The following is a 14,469-nucleotide window of genomic DNA, read 5'->3' on the forward strand; positions in this document are numbered from 1 at the left end:
CCCAAAAACCGACCCTGACGGCTATTGCGGCCGGGCGAGCGTCTCGAGCGAGTCGCCCGTGATGCGCACGATGCGCCAGTCGGGCAGCACGGTCGCGCCCATTTTTTCGTAGAAATCGATGGCCGGCTGGTTCCAGTCGAGCACCGACCACTCGAAGCGGCCGCATTTGCGCTCGACGGCGAGCGCCGCGAGCGTGCGCAGCATCCTGGTGCCGAGGCCGGTGCCGCGCAGGCTCGGGCGCACGTACAGGTCTTCCAGATAAAGGCCGCGCTTGCCGAGAAACGTCGAGAAGTTGTGAAAGAAGAGCGCATAGCCGACGATCTGCCCGCTTTCCTCTGCGACGAGCGCCTCGGCGGCGGGGCGATGGCCGAACAGCGCGTCGCGCACGCCTTCCTCAGTCGCGATGAACAGATGCGTGAGCTTCTCGAACTCGGCGAGCTCCATCATCAGCGCGTAGATCGCGCTGACGTCGGCGGGGGCGGCGGCGCGGATCAGCGTGCTCATCACGCTTCCTCCGGCGCGTCGGAAAGTACGATCTCGATGCCGCCGAAGCGCGACGCGACCCAGTTGTACGCGTGGCACGCGATCCACAGCAGGATGAACCCGAGAATCGCGTTGAGCAGGAGCGCGCTCGTCACCGTGCTCAGTTCCACCGAGCCGAAGCGGAAAAACGCGACCAGCACGCCGAGCAGCACGATCGGCACGCTGAAGGTCAGGTACACGAGAATCAGCGCTTTCGCCGTCTGCCCGGGTGCAATGGAGGAAATCTGCTTTTTCATTGAAGGTAAGTCCCCGTGTGTCGATGTATCGGATCGTTTCGTTGCGCGCCTTCGCGTCCGGCTGCGCGTCGCGCTGTGCGGCTCGTGCCGCGTGGTTCAGATCAGCCCGTCGAAGGGCACGATGTCTACGGTGTCGCCCGCGTCGATATCGCCGGTCTCGTGGGTGAGCACGATGAAGCAGTTCGCCTCGCTCATGGAACTCAGCACGCCTGAGCCCTGCGGGCCGGTCGTGACGACGCTCCAGCGGCCGTTCGCGTCGAGGCTCGCGATGCCGCGCTGAAATTCGGTGCGGCCCGCGCGCTTCCTGATGGGCTGCGTGCTCACGGCCCCGATGACCGGCAGCGCGTGCCGCGCGGCGCCCGACATCGCGAGCAGCGCTTCGCGCACGATGAAGTAGAAGGTTGCCATGACCGCGACAGGATTGCCGGGAAGGCCAAAGAAGAGCGCCGATTCGCCGTCGCCCGGGCGCGGACCCGACCAGAGCCGGCCGAAGGCGAGCGGCCGGCCAGGACGCATCGCGATCTTCCAGAACGCGACGTCGCCAAGCGAATTCATCAGCTCGCGCGTGAAATCCGCATCGCCCACCGACACGCCGCCCGAGCTGATCACCACGTCGGCCTGCTCGGTCGCCGCGCGCAGCGCCTTTTCGAGCGAGGCGCGGTCGTCGCGCACGATACCCAGATCGACCGGCTCGACGTTGAGGCGACGCAGCATCGCATAGAGCGTGTAGCGGTTGCTGTCGTACACGCTGCCGGGCGTCAGCGTTTCGCCGACGGAGCGCAGTTCGTCGCCCGTCGAAAAGAACGCGACGCGCAGACGCCGGCGCACCGCGACCTGCGCGATGCCGAGCGATGCGAGCAGGCCCAGGTCGGATGCGCGCACGATCCGCCCCGCGCGCAACGCCGGCTCGCCGCACGCCAGGTCTTCGCCCGCCAGCCGGCGGTTCGCGCCGGGCTCGAGCGTGCGCGCGTCGAAGCGGATGGCGTCGCCCTCGCGCGTGACGAGTTCCTGCGGCACGACGGTGTCGCAGCCGGGCGGAATCAGCGCGCCCGTCATGATGCGCACGCATTGCGTGGCGAGCGGCGTGCCCGGGAACGGCTGCCCCGCGAGCGCCGTGCCCGCGACGCTCAAGGTCAGCTCGCTCGCGCCGTCGCGCGTACCGATCGATGCGCTCGCGAACGCGTAGCCGTCCATCGCGGAATTGTCGTGAAGCGGCACGTCGATCGGCGAGACGACGTCTTCGGCCAGCACGCGGTCGAGCGCATCGAAGAGGCTCACGCGTTCGAGGCAAGCGTCGTCCGAATCGTTCCGGCCGCGCGGCACGGCCCACTGGCGCACGATCTCCTGCGCCGCGCTCACGGGCAGCGCGTTCGGATCGTAGTGGGCGACGCAACTGGAAAATTGCTTGGGCGTGGTCATGAATCAGGACGGGTCGCGACTGAGCTCGGACGGATGAATCAGATGTCTCGCGACGCCGGATGCGCCGAGTGCGGACGGGTGAAAAGGAGAAGGCGCGCGATGTGGCTCCATGTCGCTCGGTAGCAGCGGCTAACGGCTGACGGGGCGCTCCAGTTCGGCTAGCTGCTGCAAATCGTTGACATTGTAAAACGCGTGCTCATCGGCGAACGGCACTTCCACCGCCTTGTGGCGCGCGTACCACGCGCGCACCTTGCGCTCGCCTGCGCGCAGACTGGCTTCCAGGTCATCAGCGAGCGAGGCGCGCAAGAGCGCGAACACGGGATGCAGCTCGCGCTCGCCGGCGGCGTCGACAACCGCGACAGTCGCGATGTCCGCATGCGCCGCCTGAAGGGCGTGCGCGAGTTTTTGCGCAAGATGCTCGTCGACGTACGGCGCATCGCACGGAACGGTCAGCACGAACTCGGTTTGCGCCGCTCGCAACGCCGACGCGATGCCGGCGAGCGGGCCGGGAAAATCGGGGAACGTATCGGAAATCACCTTGGCGCCGAACGGCTTGCCGATCTGCGCATAGATTTCGATGGTGCGGTTCGCGCTGATGAGCGTCGCGCCGACCTGTGGCGCGAGCCGCCTGAGCGCGTGCAGCGCGAGCGGTTCGCCGTTGAGCGGCTGCATGCCCTTGTCGATGCCGCCCATGCGGGAGCCGCGTCCGCCCGCGAGCACGACACCGGTAATGTCTTGACGCGCGATGGCCGGTGCGGTGGCGAGTACGAGCACCACGTCAGCCGCCGATGTAGGACATTTCGACGCGGCGCGCGTCGGGATCGGACGGAGCGAGCGCGCCGCTGCCGCGCAGTTGCGAGTAGCGGTCGCCGCGTTTTTCCCAGATGCGCGCGATGGCGGTGGCGAGCGTTTCGTCACTTGCGCCGTTGCGGATCAGGCCGCGCAGGTCGTGCCCCGAAGTCGCGAAAAGACACAGGTACAGCTTGCCTTCCGTTGAAAGCCGCGCGCGCGTGCAGGTGCCGCAGAACGCGCGCGTGACGCTCGAAATCACGCCGATCTCGCCGCCGCCGTCGCGATAGCCCCAGCGCTGGGCGGTTTCGGCCGCGCTGTGCGCCTCGAGCGGCACGAGCGGAAATTCCCCGGAAATGCGCGCGACCACCTCGGCCGACGGCAGCACCTCGCTCATGTTCCAGCCGTTCGACGCGCCGACGTCCATGTACTCGATGAACCGCAGCACGGTGCCCGTGCCCTTGAAATGGCGGGCCATCGGGAGAATTTCGGCGTCGTTCGTGCCGCGCTTGACGACCATGTTGACCTTCAGCGGTGCGAGCCCGGCGGCCTGCGCGGCATCGATGCCTTCGAGCACGTCGGCGACCGCGAAATCGGCGTCGTTCATGCGGCGAAAGAGCGTGTCGTCGAGCGCATCGAGGCTCACCGTCACGCGCGACAAACCCGCGTCTTTCAGCGAGCGGGCCTTGCGCGCGAGGATGGAGCCGTTGGTCGTGAGCGTGATGTCGAGCGGACGGCCCTCGGGCGTGCGCAACAGCGCGAGCCGCTCGATCAGGAATTCGATGTTCTTGCGCAGCAGCGGCTCGCCGCCCGTGAGCCGGATTTTCTCGACGCCATGTTCGACGAAGATCCGCGCGAGCCGCTCGATTTCCTCGAACGACAGCAGCGCGCTGTGCGGCAGGAAGTGATAGTCCTTGTCGAAGACTTCGCGCGGCATGCAGTAAACGCAACGGAAGTTGCAGCGATCCGTCACGGAAATGCGCAGGTCGCGCAGGGGGCGCGCCAGCGTGTCGGTAAGCAGCCCGGACGGCACCGCGGCGACGCCGGAGAAATCCGGGATCGCGCTGACATCGGCAACAGGGATGATGCGTCGGGACATGGCGGCTCTGCGGGTTCGCACTACGCTTTGTAAGGCAACTGATTCATTTTAACGGATGACGGGGCGCAAGACAGCGAGACCCTTCGACGCCATGGGCCGCGCGCTTCGGCGAGGAAAAAAAACGCCACGCGACTTTCGTCGGTGGCGCTCTTTTTATCGGATCGCCGGCACCGGGAATCCGGCGTCGGCGATCCATGCCGCTCGATGCGAAGCGGCGACTGCGGCGCTCAGTGAGCGTTCTTGCCCGTTTCGACCTGCTGCATCGGCGCGGAGTCGAGCGGCGGCAGCGGCTTGCGTTCGCGCGGGACACGCTTCGGCGTTTCCGCCTGCGCCGCGGCGGTGCTTGCTGCGCGCAGCTTGTCGGCGTCGGTGTTGACCCAGACGAGGCCGGCCGTTTCCAGCATCGGCTTGAGCGCCTCTTCCTTCAGAACGGTCGACTGGACGGGGGCCGGGGCCGCCGTCGCCACGGTTTCGAACGTCTTCACCGGCTCCGGTTCGGCCGCAGCGGCCGTCTGCGTCACGACCGGTTCCGGCGCGGCCACGGTCTCGACCACTGCCGCGACCGCCTGCGACTCCGGCACCGCGGCGACGGGCGCCGCCTTCAGCGGCTCGGCGGGAACGGCGGAAACGGCTTCGGCCGGCTTCGCTGCTTCGACGGGTTGCGCTGCCTTCACAGCCTCGACGGGTTCCGCAACCGGCGCTTCGGCAACGGGAGCCACCGGCGCTTCGGCAACCGGCGCAACCGGCGCTTCTGCAACCGGCGCAACCGGTACATCGACCGCTTCGGGTGCCTTGGCAACTTCCGGCGCCTGTGCGAACGGATCGGCCGGCTTCGTTTCAGCGACCTTCGGCGTCGGGCCGAACGGATTTTCGACCGGCTGAGGCGCCTGCGGCTTGGCGAACAGATCCGGCGTCGGTGCAGCGGCTTCCTGAGCGCGTGCCTGTGCGGCTTCCTGCGGCGCTGCTTCGGCTCGTGCTTCCTCCACGGTCTGCGCGGCTTCTTCGCGAAGTTCCGTCACGCTGATGGCTGCCACCGCAACCGGTGCGACCACGTCCTGCGCCGGCTCGACATGCCGCGTTTCGCGGCGCTCGCTGGCTTCCTCCGACGCCTCGGCGGCAGATTCGGCAGCAAAGACGCCGGCTTGCGCGGACATGCTGTCCGTTGCGCCTTCGGCTTCGGCGAGGTCGGCGGCGTGATTCACGGTGACGCCTTCCTCGTCGCGCTCGCGACGGCCACCGCGACGGCCGCGGCGACGGCGACGGCGTTCTTCGCCTTCACGCGCGACGGCCGCCTGATCGCCCTGCAGCGCATCGATGCCTTCCTGCTGCGCTTCTGCCTTGACCTGAGCGGCTTCGGCAATCTCCGACGCGACCGTTTCGCCTTGCGTCAGCGCCTCGACGGCGGCTTCCGGCTGGGGCTTGCGGCGCTCGCCTCGTTCCGGGCGCTCACCGCGCTCGACGCGTTCCGGCCGATCGCGACGCTCCTGGCGCTCTCCCGCTTCCGGACGCTCGCCACGTTCCACGCGCTCGACGCCGCGTTCCCGGCTCTCACGCGGCTCGCGTGCTTCACGCGGTTCGCGGGTTTCGCGTGCCTCGCGCGGCTCGCGGGATTCACGCGGCTCGCGAGCCTCGCGGCCCGCGCGTGCCTCGCGGCCCTCACGCGGTTCGCGCGGTTCACGCTCTTCGCGGCGCCCGCCCTGACGGCCGCCCGCACCGTTGGTCCCGCTGGCGCCGTTGGCGCCCGCCGGGGCGCCGTCCCGCACCGCGGCGCCGCCGCGGCGATTGCGGTTGCGATCGCCGCCTGCGCGCTCGCCACGCTCCGTGCGGTCGCGGCTCTCGCGCTGCGGCCGTGCCGGCGCGGGCGTCTCGACGACGGGTGCCGGCGCCGGCTTGGCGACCGGCTGCATGCCGAACAGATTCTTCAGCCAGCCGATGAAGCCGCCGCTCGCCGGCGTCACGGCGACAGGCGCCGCCGCGGGAACTTCGGCCTGAACCGGCTTCACCGGCGCGCTCGGCGCCGGCTTCTCGGGCGTGATGCCCTTGACCGCCGCTTCCTGCTTCGGCTTCACTTCCTCGGTGCGCTTGCTGTAGCCCGTCTCCGATTCCAGCTCGCTCGCCGCTTCCACGGCCATCTTCCACGAGGCGCGCGGTTCGTCGAGGCGTGCGTCGTCGTGACGCAGGCGCTCGAGCTTGTAGTGCGGCGTCTCGAGGTGCTTGTTCGGAATCAGCACGACATTGACCTTGAAGCGCGACTCGATCTTGTTGATTTCAGAGCGCTTTTCGTTCAGCAGGAAGGCGGTCACCTCGACCGGCACCTGGCAGTGGATCGCCGCGGTGTTCTCCTTCATCGCTTCTTCCTGAATGATCCGCAGCACTTGCAGCGCGGACGATTCGGTGTCGCGGATGTGGCCCGTACCGTTGCAGCGCGGGCACGTCACGTGGCTGCCTTCGGAGAGCGCCGGGCGCAGCCGCTGGCGCGACAGCTCCATCAGCCCGAAGCGCGAGATCTTGCCCATCTGCACGCGCGCACGGTCATGCTTGAGCGCATCCTTCAGGCGCTGCTCGACTTCGCGCTGGCTTTTCGCCGACTCCATGTCGATGAAGTCGATCACGATCAGCCCGCCCAGGTCGCGCAGGCGCAACTGGCGCGCGACTTCGTCGGCGGCTTCGAGGTTCGTGCGGGTCGCCGTTTCCTCGATGTCCGCGCCCTTGGTCGAACGGGCCGAGTTCACGTCGATGGCGACGAGCGCCTCCGTGTGGTCGATCACGATCGCGCCGCCCGAGGGCAGCGGCACCGTGCGCGAGTACGCGGTTTCGATCTGGTGCTCGATCTGGAAGCGCGAGAAAAGCGGCACGTCGTCGTGATAGCGCTTCACCTTCGAGAGGTTGTCGGGCATCACGATGTCCATGAAGGCGCGCGCCTGGTCATGGATTTCGGTCGTGTCGATGAGGATTTCGCCGATATCCGGCTGGAAGTAGTCGCGAATCGCGCGGATGACGAGGCTCGATTCGAGGTAGATCAGCATCGGCGTGCCGGCGACGCCGCTCTGCGACGCCGCTTCGATCGCGCGCCACAGCTGCATCAGGTAGTTCAGGTCCCACTGCAGCTCTTCGGCGGAGCGGCCGATGCCCGCCGTGCGCGCGATGATGCTCATGCCGTCGGGCAGTTCGAGCTGCGCCATCGTTTCGCGCAGTTCCTGCCGCTCGTCGCCTTCGATCCGGCGCGACACGCCGCCGCCGCGCGGGTTGTTCGGCATCAGGACGAGGTAGCGTCCGGCGAGCGAGATGAAGGTGGTGAGCGCCGCGCCCTTGTTGCCGCGCTCTTCCTTTTCGACCTGGACGATGAGTTCCTGGCCTTCGCGCAGCGCGTCCTGGATGCGGGCGGAGCGCATGTCGACGCCGTCGCGGAAATACTGGCGGGCGACTTCCTTGAACGGCAGGAACCCGTGGCGGTCCTCGCCGTAGTTGACGAAGCAGGCTTCGAGCGAGGGCTCGATGCGGGTGACGACTCCCTTGTAGATATTGCCTTTGCGCTGTTCGCGCCCGGCGGTTTCGATGTCGATGTCGATGAGTTTTTGCCCATCGACGATGGCGACGCGCAATTCTTCCTGCTGCGTCGCATTAAACAGCATGCGTTTCATTGAACGGCTCCAGAGCGGCTCTGCCGTCCCTCGTCTGGCGAGTTCGCGCGACCGTCGGTCGGGCGAAAGCGGGAGGGTGGGCGCGCCACGCTTATTGTGTTGTCACAAAGCACGCGGGAGCGGGAGTTCTGGCGGGGAGAATTGCCTGAAGTGAGACTTGAAGCCGACTGCGCGGCATGACGCGAAAACGCGCCGCGGCGGCCAAGCCCTGGGCACATGCGAAAACGGCACGACACGCCGTGAAACAACGCGGCTCGCGGCTCAGGCGGCACGGCCTTGTGGCCCGGCGTCCATGACGACGCGATGAGCCGGCAGCGCTGCGAGAGAGAGCCGTTACCTCCTGATGCGGCTTCGAGAGGCGGTCCGCGCAAACCGGCGCGAATAATCAGTGACCGACGACGTCGAAGCTGCGGCCAGGCCGCGTTGACAGGTCGTGGGCGTCGAAGCTGCCGGCAACCTGCCTTGGGTGTCTCGCCTCATTGCAACGTTCATCACGCTTCGCACATTCCAGCGCCGCAGCGATGCCCGTTCGCATTTGTTCGCAATCGGCGAGCTTCGATTTCCCTTTCCGCCCGATACCGCTTGATACCCGAGCCGGATCCGGAAGACGCCCGGTTTTTTGAACCGGATGCCATCGCATCTCACCGATAAAATTCTTTTTTACCAAAAATCCGTTACCGATCAGCGATCGACCCGGCCGAACGCGCCTGTGGGCACCGTCCTTGCCGTGTGATATCGCCGTGCGTGCAACTTGCTGCTCGATTTTCCGGGTGAGCAACCGACCCGGGCGCAAGTAAAATGATGGTTTATCGCTTGCACCTGTACAGTCTGATGAATCACGGCCAGATTTTTGGCTTTTTCAGACTGCTCGCAAATTATATTCAGAATGAATGAGTTAGGCAAAACATCCCATAAAAAGGTCGCAAGCGAGCAGGTCTCGATGATCGAGGTCGACGAGAGCGCGGCGGGGCAGCGCATCGATAATTTCCTGCTGCGCGTCTGCAAGGGCGTGCCGAAGAGTCATATTTACCGCATCCTGCGAAGCGGTGAAGTGCGCGTCAACAAGGGCCGCATCGACGCCGCGTATCGGCTCGCGCTGGGCGACCTCGTGCGCGTGCCGCCGATCCGCACCGCGCAGGCCGACGAGGCGCCCGTGTCGTCGAACGCGCCGGCCGCCGAATTCCCGATCCTGTTCGAGGACGAACACCTGATCGTCATAGACAAACCGTCCGGCGTCGCGGTGCATGGCGGAAGCGGCGTCGCGTTCGGCGTCATCGAGCAGTTGCGCAACGCGCGGCCGCACGCGAAGTTTCTCGAACTGGTGCATCGGCTCGACCGCGAGACGTCCGGCGTGCTGATGCTCGCGAAGAAGCGCTCGGCGCTCGTGCATCTGCACGAGCAGATTCGTGAAAATCGCGTCGACAAGCGCTATTTCGCCGTCGGCCACGGCGAATGGGCGAGCGACTGGGGCAGCCGGCGCATCGTGAAGGCGCCGCTGCACAAGTACGTGGCGGGCGACGGCGAGCGCCGCGTGCGCATCCAGGAGGACGGGCTGCCGTCGCACACGGTGTTCAACCTGATCGAGAGCTGGCCGGACTATGCCTGGGTCGAGGCAGAACTGAAAACCGGGCGCACGCACCAGATCCGGGTCCACATGGCGAGCCTTGGCCTGCCGATCGCGGGGGACGCCAAATACGGCGACTTCGCGCTCAACAAGGACCTGGCCCGCCCGAACGCGAAACCCTCGCTCAAACGCATGTTCCTGCACGCGTATCGACTCAAGATCACCCACCCGGCGACGGGCGAGGCGCTCCAGCTGGACGCGCCGCTGCCGCCGGAATGCCGGCGCTTCATCGACCAACTCAAGCAGCTTTCCGGAGACACACAATAAATGGCGCGGCAGCAATTCGACCTGATCGTCTTCGACTGGGACGGCACCCTGATGGATTCCACCGCGCACATCACGCGCAGCATCCAGGCGGCCTGCCGCGACCTGGGTCTGCCGGTGCCCGCCGACGAATCGGCGAGCTACGTGATCGGCCTCGGCCTGCGCGACGCGCTGCAGATCGCGGCGCCGACGCTCGATCCCGCCGATTACCCGCGTCTCGCCGAGCGGTACCGGTTTCACTATCTGGTCAAGGACGCACACACGGAGCTCTTCGGGGGCGTGCGCGATCTGCTGGAGGAACTGCGCGACGAAGGCTATCTGCTCGGCGTCGCGACGGGCAAGAGCCGCGTCGGGCTGAACCGCGCGCTCGACCAGTCGCGCCTCACGAGCCTCTTCGACGGCACGCGCTGCGCCGACGAGACGTTCTCGAAGCCGCATCCGGCGATGCTGCACGAACTCACGCGCGAACTCGGCCAGGACCTCGGCCGCACGGTGATGATCGGCGACACGACGCACGATCTGCAAATGGCGATCAACGCGGGCGCGGCGGGCATCGGCGTGGGCTATGGCGCGCATCCGGCGAACTCGCTCGCCGCGCTGGAACCGAAGTTCTGTGCCGACAGCGTCGCGTCGCTCGCGCACTGGCTGCGGGAGAACGCATGAGCGCAGAATCGAACGAGGCGGCGAACGAAGCGGTGCGCGTCTGCGCGGCGGACGAGCTCGTCGACGGCGGCCTGGGGATTCGCCGCGACGCGCTCGAGCGGGGCGGCGCGTCGGTCGTGTTTTTCGTGCGCTATGACGGCAAGCCGTACGGCTACCTCAACCGCTGCGCTCACGTGGCGATGGAGCTCGACTGGCTGGAGGGCCAGTTCTTCGAGAGCTCGGGCCTATACTTGATGTGCGCGACCCATGGCGCGATCTACGAACCCGACACCGGCAAATGCGTCGGCGGACCATGCCGCGGCGCGCGTTTGCGGCCGGTGAAGGTCGAGGAGCGCGACACGCCCGAGGGCCGCGCCGTCTTCTGGCTCCCCGACGTAGACCTGCGCCCCGCCTGAGCACTCCCTATCCACCGTTTCGACCCAAGCAGAAAGCAGACTACGCATGTCCGATCCATTTCCGCCCGATCCCTCCGATTCCAGACGCTCCCCGCCGCAGGCCGGCGAAAACTGGGAGCGCGCGGCGCTCGAGCGCATCGCGCTCGCGGCCATCAACGAACAGCGCGCCGCGCGGCGCTGGAAAATCTTCTTCCGCTTCGTCTTCCTGGGCGTGCTGCTTCTGCTCGTGTGGGGCGTGTTCGATTTCTCCGGCGAGAAGGTCTCGAAAGCCGCGCGCCACACGGCGCTGATCGAACTCGAAGGCGAAATCGCCGCGAACAGCGACGCGAGCGCCGACAACGTCAATTCGGCGCTGCAAAGCGCGTTCGAGGACGACGGCACGGCCGGCGTGATTCTTCGTATCAATAGCCCGGGCGGCTCGCCGGTGCAGGCGGGCATCATCAACCGCGAGATGCGCCGGCTGAAGGCCAAATATCCTTCGAAGCCGCTCTACGTGGTCGTCGACGACATGTGCGCGTCGGGCGGCTACTACGTCGCGGCGGCGGCCGACAAGATCTATGTCGACAAGGCGAGCATCGTCGGCTCGATCGGCGTGCTGATGGACGGCTTCGGCTTCACCGGGCTCATGGAAAAGCTGGGCGTGCAGCGCCGCATGCACACGTCGGGCGCGAACAAGGGCGCGTTCGATCCGTTTTCGCCCGAAACGCCGGAGATGACCGCGCACGCGCAGGACATGCTCGACCAGATCCATGCGCAGTTCATCGGCGCGGTCAAGGAAGGGCGCGGCAAGCGTCTGAAGGACGATCCCGAGCTTTTCTCCGGCATGTTCTGGACGGGCGAGAAGAGCGTGCAGCTGGGTCTCGCCGACGGTTTCGGCGACGCCGACTACGTGGCGCGTGAAGTGATCAAGCAGCCGGAGATCGTGGATTACACGCAAAAGGAGAGCATCGGCGAGCGCGTGGTGCGCAGATTCGGCGCGGCAGTGGGCGATGCCGCCGTGCATGCGCTGACGTTCGGCGGAAAAATGCAGTTGCGGTGAATTTTCGCGCCTGGTGGATAATCCCGAGGTAGCTGGAAAAACGCCACGAAACCCGCTTTCGTGGCGTTTTGCTTTTTGAGGCGTTCAGGCCCCGAGGAGCAGGAATATCGCCGGGCGCTTGTGCAGATCGGGCGCCGGCTTCTTTTTCCAGTCGGCGACGGTGCGCGTGACGATCGTCTCCGCCGGCAGCGTCAGGTCGACGGCGACGCAAACGAGCGTCGACGGCGCGCAGGTCGCGATGAGCGTGTCGAGAAGCGCGCGATTGCGGTACGGCGTCTCGATGAAAATCTGCGTCTGACTGGCCTTGCGCGAGAGCTGTTCGAGTTCGCGCAGCCGCTTCGCGCGCTCGGCCGCGTCGACGGGCAGATAGCCGTTGAACGCGAAGCTCTGTCCGTTCATGCCCGATGCCATCAGCGCGAGCAGGATCGAACTGGGGCCGACGAACGGCACGACCTTCACGCCCCGCTCGTGCGCGCGCCGCACGAGGAGCGCGCCCGGATCGGCCACGGCGGGGCAGCCCGCTTCCGAGACGAGCCCGGCATCCGTGCCGCCGAGAATCGGCGCGAGCAGTTTCTCGACCTCGCCGGGCGGCGTGTTGACGTTCAGTTCGCGCACCTCGATTTCCTGAATCGGGCGCTCGGTGCCGACCTTTTTCAGGAACGCTCGGGTCGTCTTGGCGTTTTCGCCGATGTAGTAGGTGAGCGCCGCGGCCTGCGCGCGCACCGGTTCGGGCAGGACCTGCGCGAGGGCGTCGGCGTCGCCCTCGCCGAGCGTGTTCGGAATCAGGTAGAGGACACCGCTCATGCCGCCCCCAGCAACGGAAAGCCCGCCGCGCGCAGCATCCGCGACAGTTCGATGAGCGGCAGGCCGACGAGCGCGGTCGGGTCGCGCGAGTCGATTGCGTCGAGGAGCGCAATGCCCAGCCCCTCCGACTTGGCGCTTCCGGCCACGTCGTACGGTGTTTCGGCGCGCAGATACGCTTCGATTTCGGCGTCGGACAGGTCGCGAAACTGCACGTGCGTCACGATATCCGCCGACTGGACGTGCCCCGTGCGGCTGTCGAAGAGGCACAGCGCGCTGTGAAACGCGACGCTGCGGCCGCGCATCGCCCGCAGTTGCGCGACGGCCTTCTCATGCGTGCCGGGCTTGCCGATCTGCCGGCCGTCGAAGGTCGCCACCTGGTCGGAGCCGATCACGAGCGCGCCCCTCGCTTGGCCCGCGGCCGCGCGCGCCTTCGCAACCGACAGCCGGATCGCCGTGGTCTCGGGGGCTTCGTTCTCGAGCGGCGTTTCGTCGATATCGGGCACGATCACGTCAAAGGGCACGCGAAGGCGCTCGAGCAGTTCACGGCGATAGCGCGAACTGGACGCGAGAACGAGGCGCGGCGGCGGGTTTGGAGCGTCGGACATGAATGGAATCGACTGATGAGCGGTGGAAAAGTGGACGGGAACGGTCGCGCTGCGAGCCATCCCTTAAGTGTTTGACTCGAAAAGACAAAGCCGATATGATTTTGGGCTTTTCATCGTTATGCCGCGGTGTGGTTTGCAGATGAATTCGCAGGTCTTTCGCGTAGGCCTGAATGAAGGCGGCGCGGCAAAACGGATGTAAAAAAGGGTTGGATGGCCGGCGGGGTGACGAAAGATCCGGGCAAACCACACCAGCCGGAACGAGGAGCGCGGTGCATACTGGCACATCCCGGAGTAACCCCCGGCCTAACCGACACCGCGCGACATGACGCGGCACATGCAGGAGCGCACATGACCCAAAATCCTGGCAAACCTGCGAGCCCCGCCGATCTGCGCGCGCTCGACATCTTCGAATTCGCGCAGAGCGGGCGGCAAGCCGCTGGCGGCGTGCGGGTCTCGCAACTGCCGCGCATGTTAAACGAAGTCCCGTCGGATGCGCCAGATCGCGATACCGTGTTCACCTGGCAAGCCGAAGGGTCGACCCAGCCCGAATTGCAGGACAACGGCATCGAGGCGCCGCAGCCTTATCTGCGGCTCGCGGTGCATGGTTCGGTCTGGATCGAGTGTCAGCGGTGTCTTTCGCCGTATTCGCAGCATCTGGATGTCGATGCGACCTATCGCATCGTGGCGACGGAAGAAGAAGCAGACGAATATCCGCTCGACGACGATGAAGTCGAGGTGATCGTGGGCTCGCGTCAGTTCGATCTCGTCGACTTGATCGAAGAGGAGTTGTTGTTGTCCTTGCCGCTCGTGCCCAAGCACGACGTGTGTCCCGAAGTGCACGAGAGCCTGGTGTCGGGCGTCGAAGGCGCGGAGGGCGAGCCCGACGAGGGTCTGCAAAACGGTGGCGAAGGCGCATCGGCGGGTGACGAGCCCGCGAGGCCGAACCCGTTTGCCGCGCTCGAAAAGCTCAAGCAGGGCGGTCCCGGCGACAAGAAGCATTAAGACAGGTAGCGCGATGCGCCTCGCGCGTCCCGACTGGCCTTTCGGCCATGGGGCGCGAGCGTGTCGAGCTGTGTTAGAATCCGCAAAATTTTTCTGGAGTTATCATGGCAGTTCAGCAAAACAAGAAGTCGCCGTCGAAGCGCGGCATGCACCGTTCGCACGACTCTCTCAACGCCGCGCCGCTGGCCGTTGAGCCGAGCACGGGTGAGGTGCATCTGCGTCACCATGTGAGCCCGAACGGCTACTACCGTGGCAAGAAAGTCGTCAAGACGAAGAACGACTGAGCGTACGACGCTTCGCTGCGTCTCGCGTCACCGTTTTGATTTGCGGTCGCTCGCGCTTGACA

At 66.4% G+C, this 14,469-nt stretch carries 14 protein-coding genes; 6 read left to right on the forward strand and 8 right to left on the reverse strand.

Annotated elements, in window-relative coordinates:
* Positions 1-21: 21 nt before the first annotated feature.
* The 6 genes from BG61_RS09325 to BG61_RS09350 form a co-directional block, all read right to left on the reverse strand.
* Positions 22-504, reverse strand: coding sequence for a GNAT family N-acetyltransferase (locus tag BG61_RS09325; RefSeq protein WP_035925447.1), 483 nt, complete (start codon positions 502-504; stop codon positions 22-24).
* The gene (locus BG61_RS09330; RefSeq protein ID WP_035925445.1) at positions 504-779 is read right to left on the reverse strand and encodes a hypothetical protein; all 276 of its coding nucleotides are present in this window, start codon (positions 777-779) and stop codon (positions 504-506) included. Before BG61_RS09330 ends, BG61_RS09325 begins: the two co-directional genes overlap by 1 nt.
* A 96-nt stretch (positions 780-875) precedes the next feature.
* Positions 876-2,198, reverse strand: a complete 1,323-nt coding sequence (gene moeA / locus BG61_RS09335; protein WP_035925443.1) for a molybdopterin molybdotransferase MoeA — start codon at positions 2,196-2,198, stop codon at positions 876-878.
* A gap of 129 nt (positions 2,199-2,327) precedes the next feature.
* Positions 2,328-2,891, reverse strand: coding sequence for a molybdenum cofactor guanylyltransferase MobA (gene mobA / locus BG61_RS09340; RefSeq protein WP_051672399.1), 564 nt, complete (start codon positions 2,889-2,891; stop codon positions 2,328-2,330).
* Positions 2,892-2,976: 85 nt separating this feature from the next.
* Positions 2,977-4,086 carry a GTP 3',8-cyclase MoaA gene (gene moaA, locus BG61_RS09345; protein WP_035925441.1) on the reverse strand — a complete coding sequence of 370 codons (1,110 nt, stop codon included), beginning with the start codon at positions 4,084-4,086 and terminating at the stop codon, positions 2,977-2,979.
* A gap of 227 nt (positions 4,087-4,313) precedes the next feature.
* Entirely contained in the window at positions 4,314-7,727 is a 3,414-nt protein-coding gene (locus BG61_RS09350) for an Rne/Rng family ribonuclease (RefSeq protein WP_035925440.1), read from the reverse strand.
* 886 nt (positions 7,728-8,613) lie between these two features.
* Between BG61_RS09350 and BG61_RS09355 the strand changes: the two genes are divergently transcribed.
* The 4 genes from BG61_RS09355 to BG61_RS09370 are packed head-to-tail and all read left to right on the forward strand — an operon-like array spanning position 8,614 to position 11,712.
* On the forward strand, positions 8,614-9,618 hold the full coding sequence (locus BG61_RS09355; RefSeq protein WP_035925437.1) for an RluA family pseudouridine synthase: 1,005 nt from the start codon (positions 8,614-8,616) through the stop codon (positions 9,616-9,618).
* Entirely contained in the window at positions 9,619-10,278 is a 660-nt protein-coding gene (locus BG61_RS09360) for an HAD-IA family hydrolase (protein WP_035925434.1), read from the forward strand. It begins immediately after the preceding gene.
* Entirely contained in the window at positions 10,275-10,673 is a 399-nt protein-coding gene (locus BG61_RS09365; RefSeq protein ID WP_035925431.1) for a Rieske (2Fe-2S) protein, read from the forward strand. Before BG61_RS09360 ends, BG61_RS09365 begins: the two co-directional genes overlap by 4 nt.
* A 46-nt stretch (positions 10,674-10,719) precedes the next feature.
* Entirely contained in the window at positions 10,720-11,712 is a 993-nt protein-coding gene (locus tag BG61_RS09370; protein ID WP_035925429.1) for a S49 family peptidase, read from the forward strand.
* Positions 11,713-11,796: 84 nt separating this feature from the next.
* Here BG61_RS09370 and BG61_RS09375 read toward each other — a convergent pair whose 3' ends face one another.
* Together BG61_RS09375 and BG61_RS09380 are read right to left on the reverse strand one after the other, a co-directional pair.
* A complete protein-coding gene (locus BG61_RS09375; protein ID WP_035925427.1) occupies positions 11,797-12,516 on the reverse strand; it encodes an SAM-dependent methyltransferase in 720 nt (239 codons plus the stop codon).
* A complete protein-coding gene (locus BG61_RS09380) occupies positions 12,513-13,121 on the reverse strand; it encodes a Maf-like protein (RefSeq protein ID WP_035925604.1) in 609 nt (202 codons plus the stop codon). The genes BG61_RS09375 and BG61_RS09380 overlap by 4 nt, the downstream gene beginning before the upstream one ends.
* Positions 13,122-13,469: 348 nt before the next feature.
* Between BG61_RS09380 and BG61_RS09385 the strand changes: the two genes are divergently transcribed.
* Both BG61_RS09385 and rpmF read left to right on the forward strand, forming a co-directional pair.
* Positions 13,470-14,123, forward strand: a complete 654-nt coding sequence (locus BG61_RS09385) for a DUF177 domain-containing protein (protein WP_035925424.1) — start codon at positions 13,470-13,472, stop codon at positions 14,121-14,123.
* A gap of 104 nt (positions 14,124-14,227) precedes the next feature.
* Complete coding sequence (rpmF, locus tag BG61_RS09390) at positions 14,228-14,407, forward strand: 50S ribosomal protein L32 (protein WP_035925422.1); 180 nt, start codon at positions 14,228-14,230, stop codon at positions 14,405-14,407.
* Positions 14,408-14,469 lie beyond the last annotated feature (62 nt).

The sequence above is a fragment of the Caballeronia glathei genome, assembly GCF_000698595.1.
Classification (GTDB): Bacteria; Pseudomonadota; Gammaproteobacteria; order Burkholderiales; family Burkholderiaceae; genus Caballeronia; species Caballeronia glathei.

Coding starts and splice junctions, on each gene's coding strand:
- moaA (WP_035925441.1), bottom strand. CDS start 4,086: ATGTCCCGACGCATCATCCCTGTTGCCGATGTCAGCGCGATCCCGGAT.
- BG61_RS09380 (WP_035925604.1), bottom strand. CDS start 13,121: ATGTCCGACGCTCCAAACCCGCCGCCGCGCCTCGTTCTCGCGTCCAGT.
- moeA (WP_035925443.1), bottom strand. CDS start 2,198: ATGACCACGCCCAAGCAATTTTCCAGTTGCGTCGCCCACTACGATCCG.
- BG61_RS09325 (WP_035925447.1), bottom strand. CDS start 504: ATGAGCACGCTGATCCGCGCCGCCGCCCCCGCCGACGTCAGCGCGATC.
- BG61_RS09360 (WP_035925434.1), top strand. CDS start 9,619: ATGGCGCGGCAGCAATTCGACCTGATCGTCTTCGACTGGGACGGCACC.
- BG61_RS09385 (WP_035925424.1), top strand. CDS start 13,470: ATGACCCAAAATCCTGGCAAACCTGCGAGCCCCGCCGATCTGCGCGCG.
- BG61_RS09355 (WP_035925437.1), top strand. CDS start 8,614: ATGAATGAGTTAGGCAAAACATCCCATAAAAAGGTCGCAAGCGAGCAG.
- rpmF (WP_035925422.1), top strand. CDS start 14,228: ATGGCAGTTCAGCAAAACAAGAAGTCGCCGTCGAAGCGCGGCATGCAC.
- BG61_RS09350 (WP_035925440.1), bottom strand. CDS start 7,727: ATGAAACGCATGCTGTTTAATGCGACGCAGCAGGAAGAATTGCGCGTC.
- mobA (WP_051672399.1), bottom strand. CDS start 2,891: ATGGGCGGCATCGACAAGGGCATGCAGCCGCTCAACGGCGAACCGCTC.
- BG61_RS09330 (WP_035925445.1), bottom strand. CDS start 779: ATGAAAAAGCAGATTTCCTCCATTGCACCCGGGCAGACGGCGAAAGCG.
- BG61_RS09365 (WP_035925431.1), top strand. CDS start 10,275: ATGAGCGCAGAATCGAACGAGGCGGCGAACGAAGCGGTGCGCGTCTGC.
- BG61_RS09370 (WP_035925429.1), top strand. CDS start 10,720: ATGTCCGATCCATTTCCGCCCGATCCCTCCGATTCCAGACGCTCCCCG.
- BG61_RS09375 (WP_035925427.1), bottom strand. CDS start 12,516: ATGAGCGGTGTCCTCTACCTGATTCCGAACACGCTCGGCGAGGGCGAC.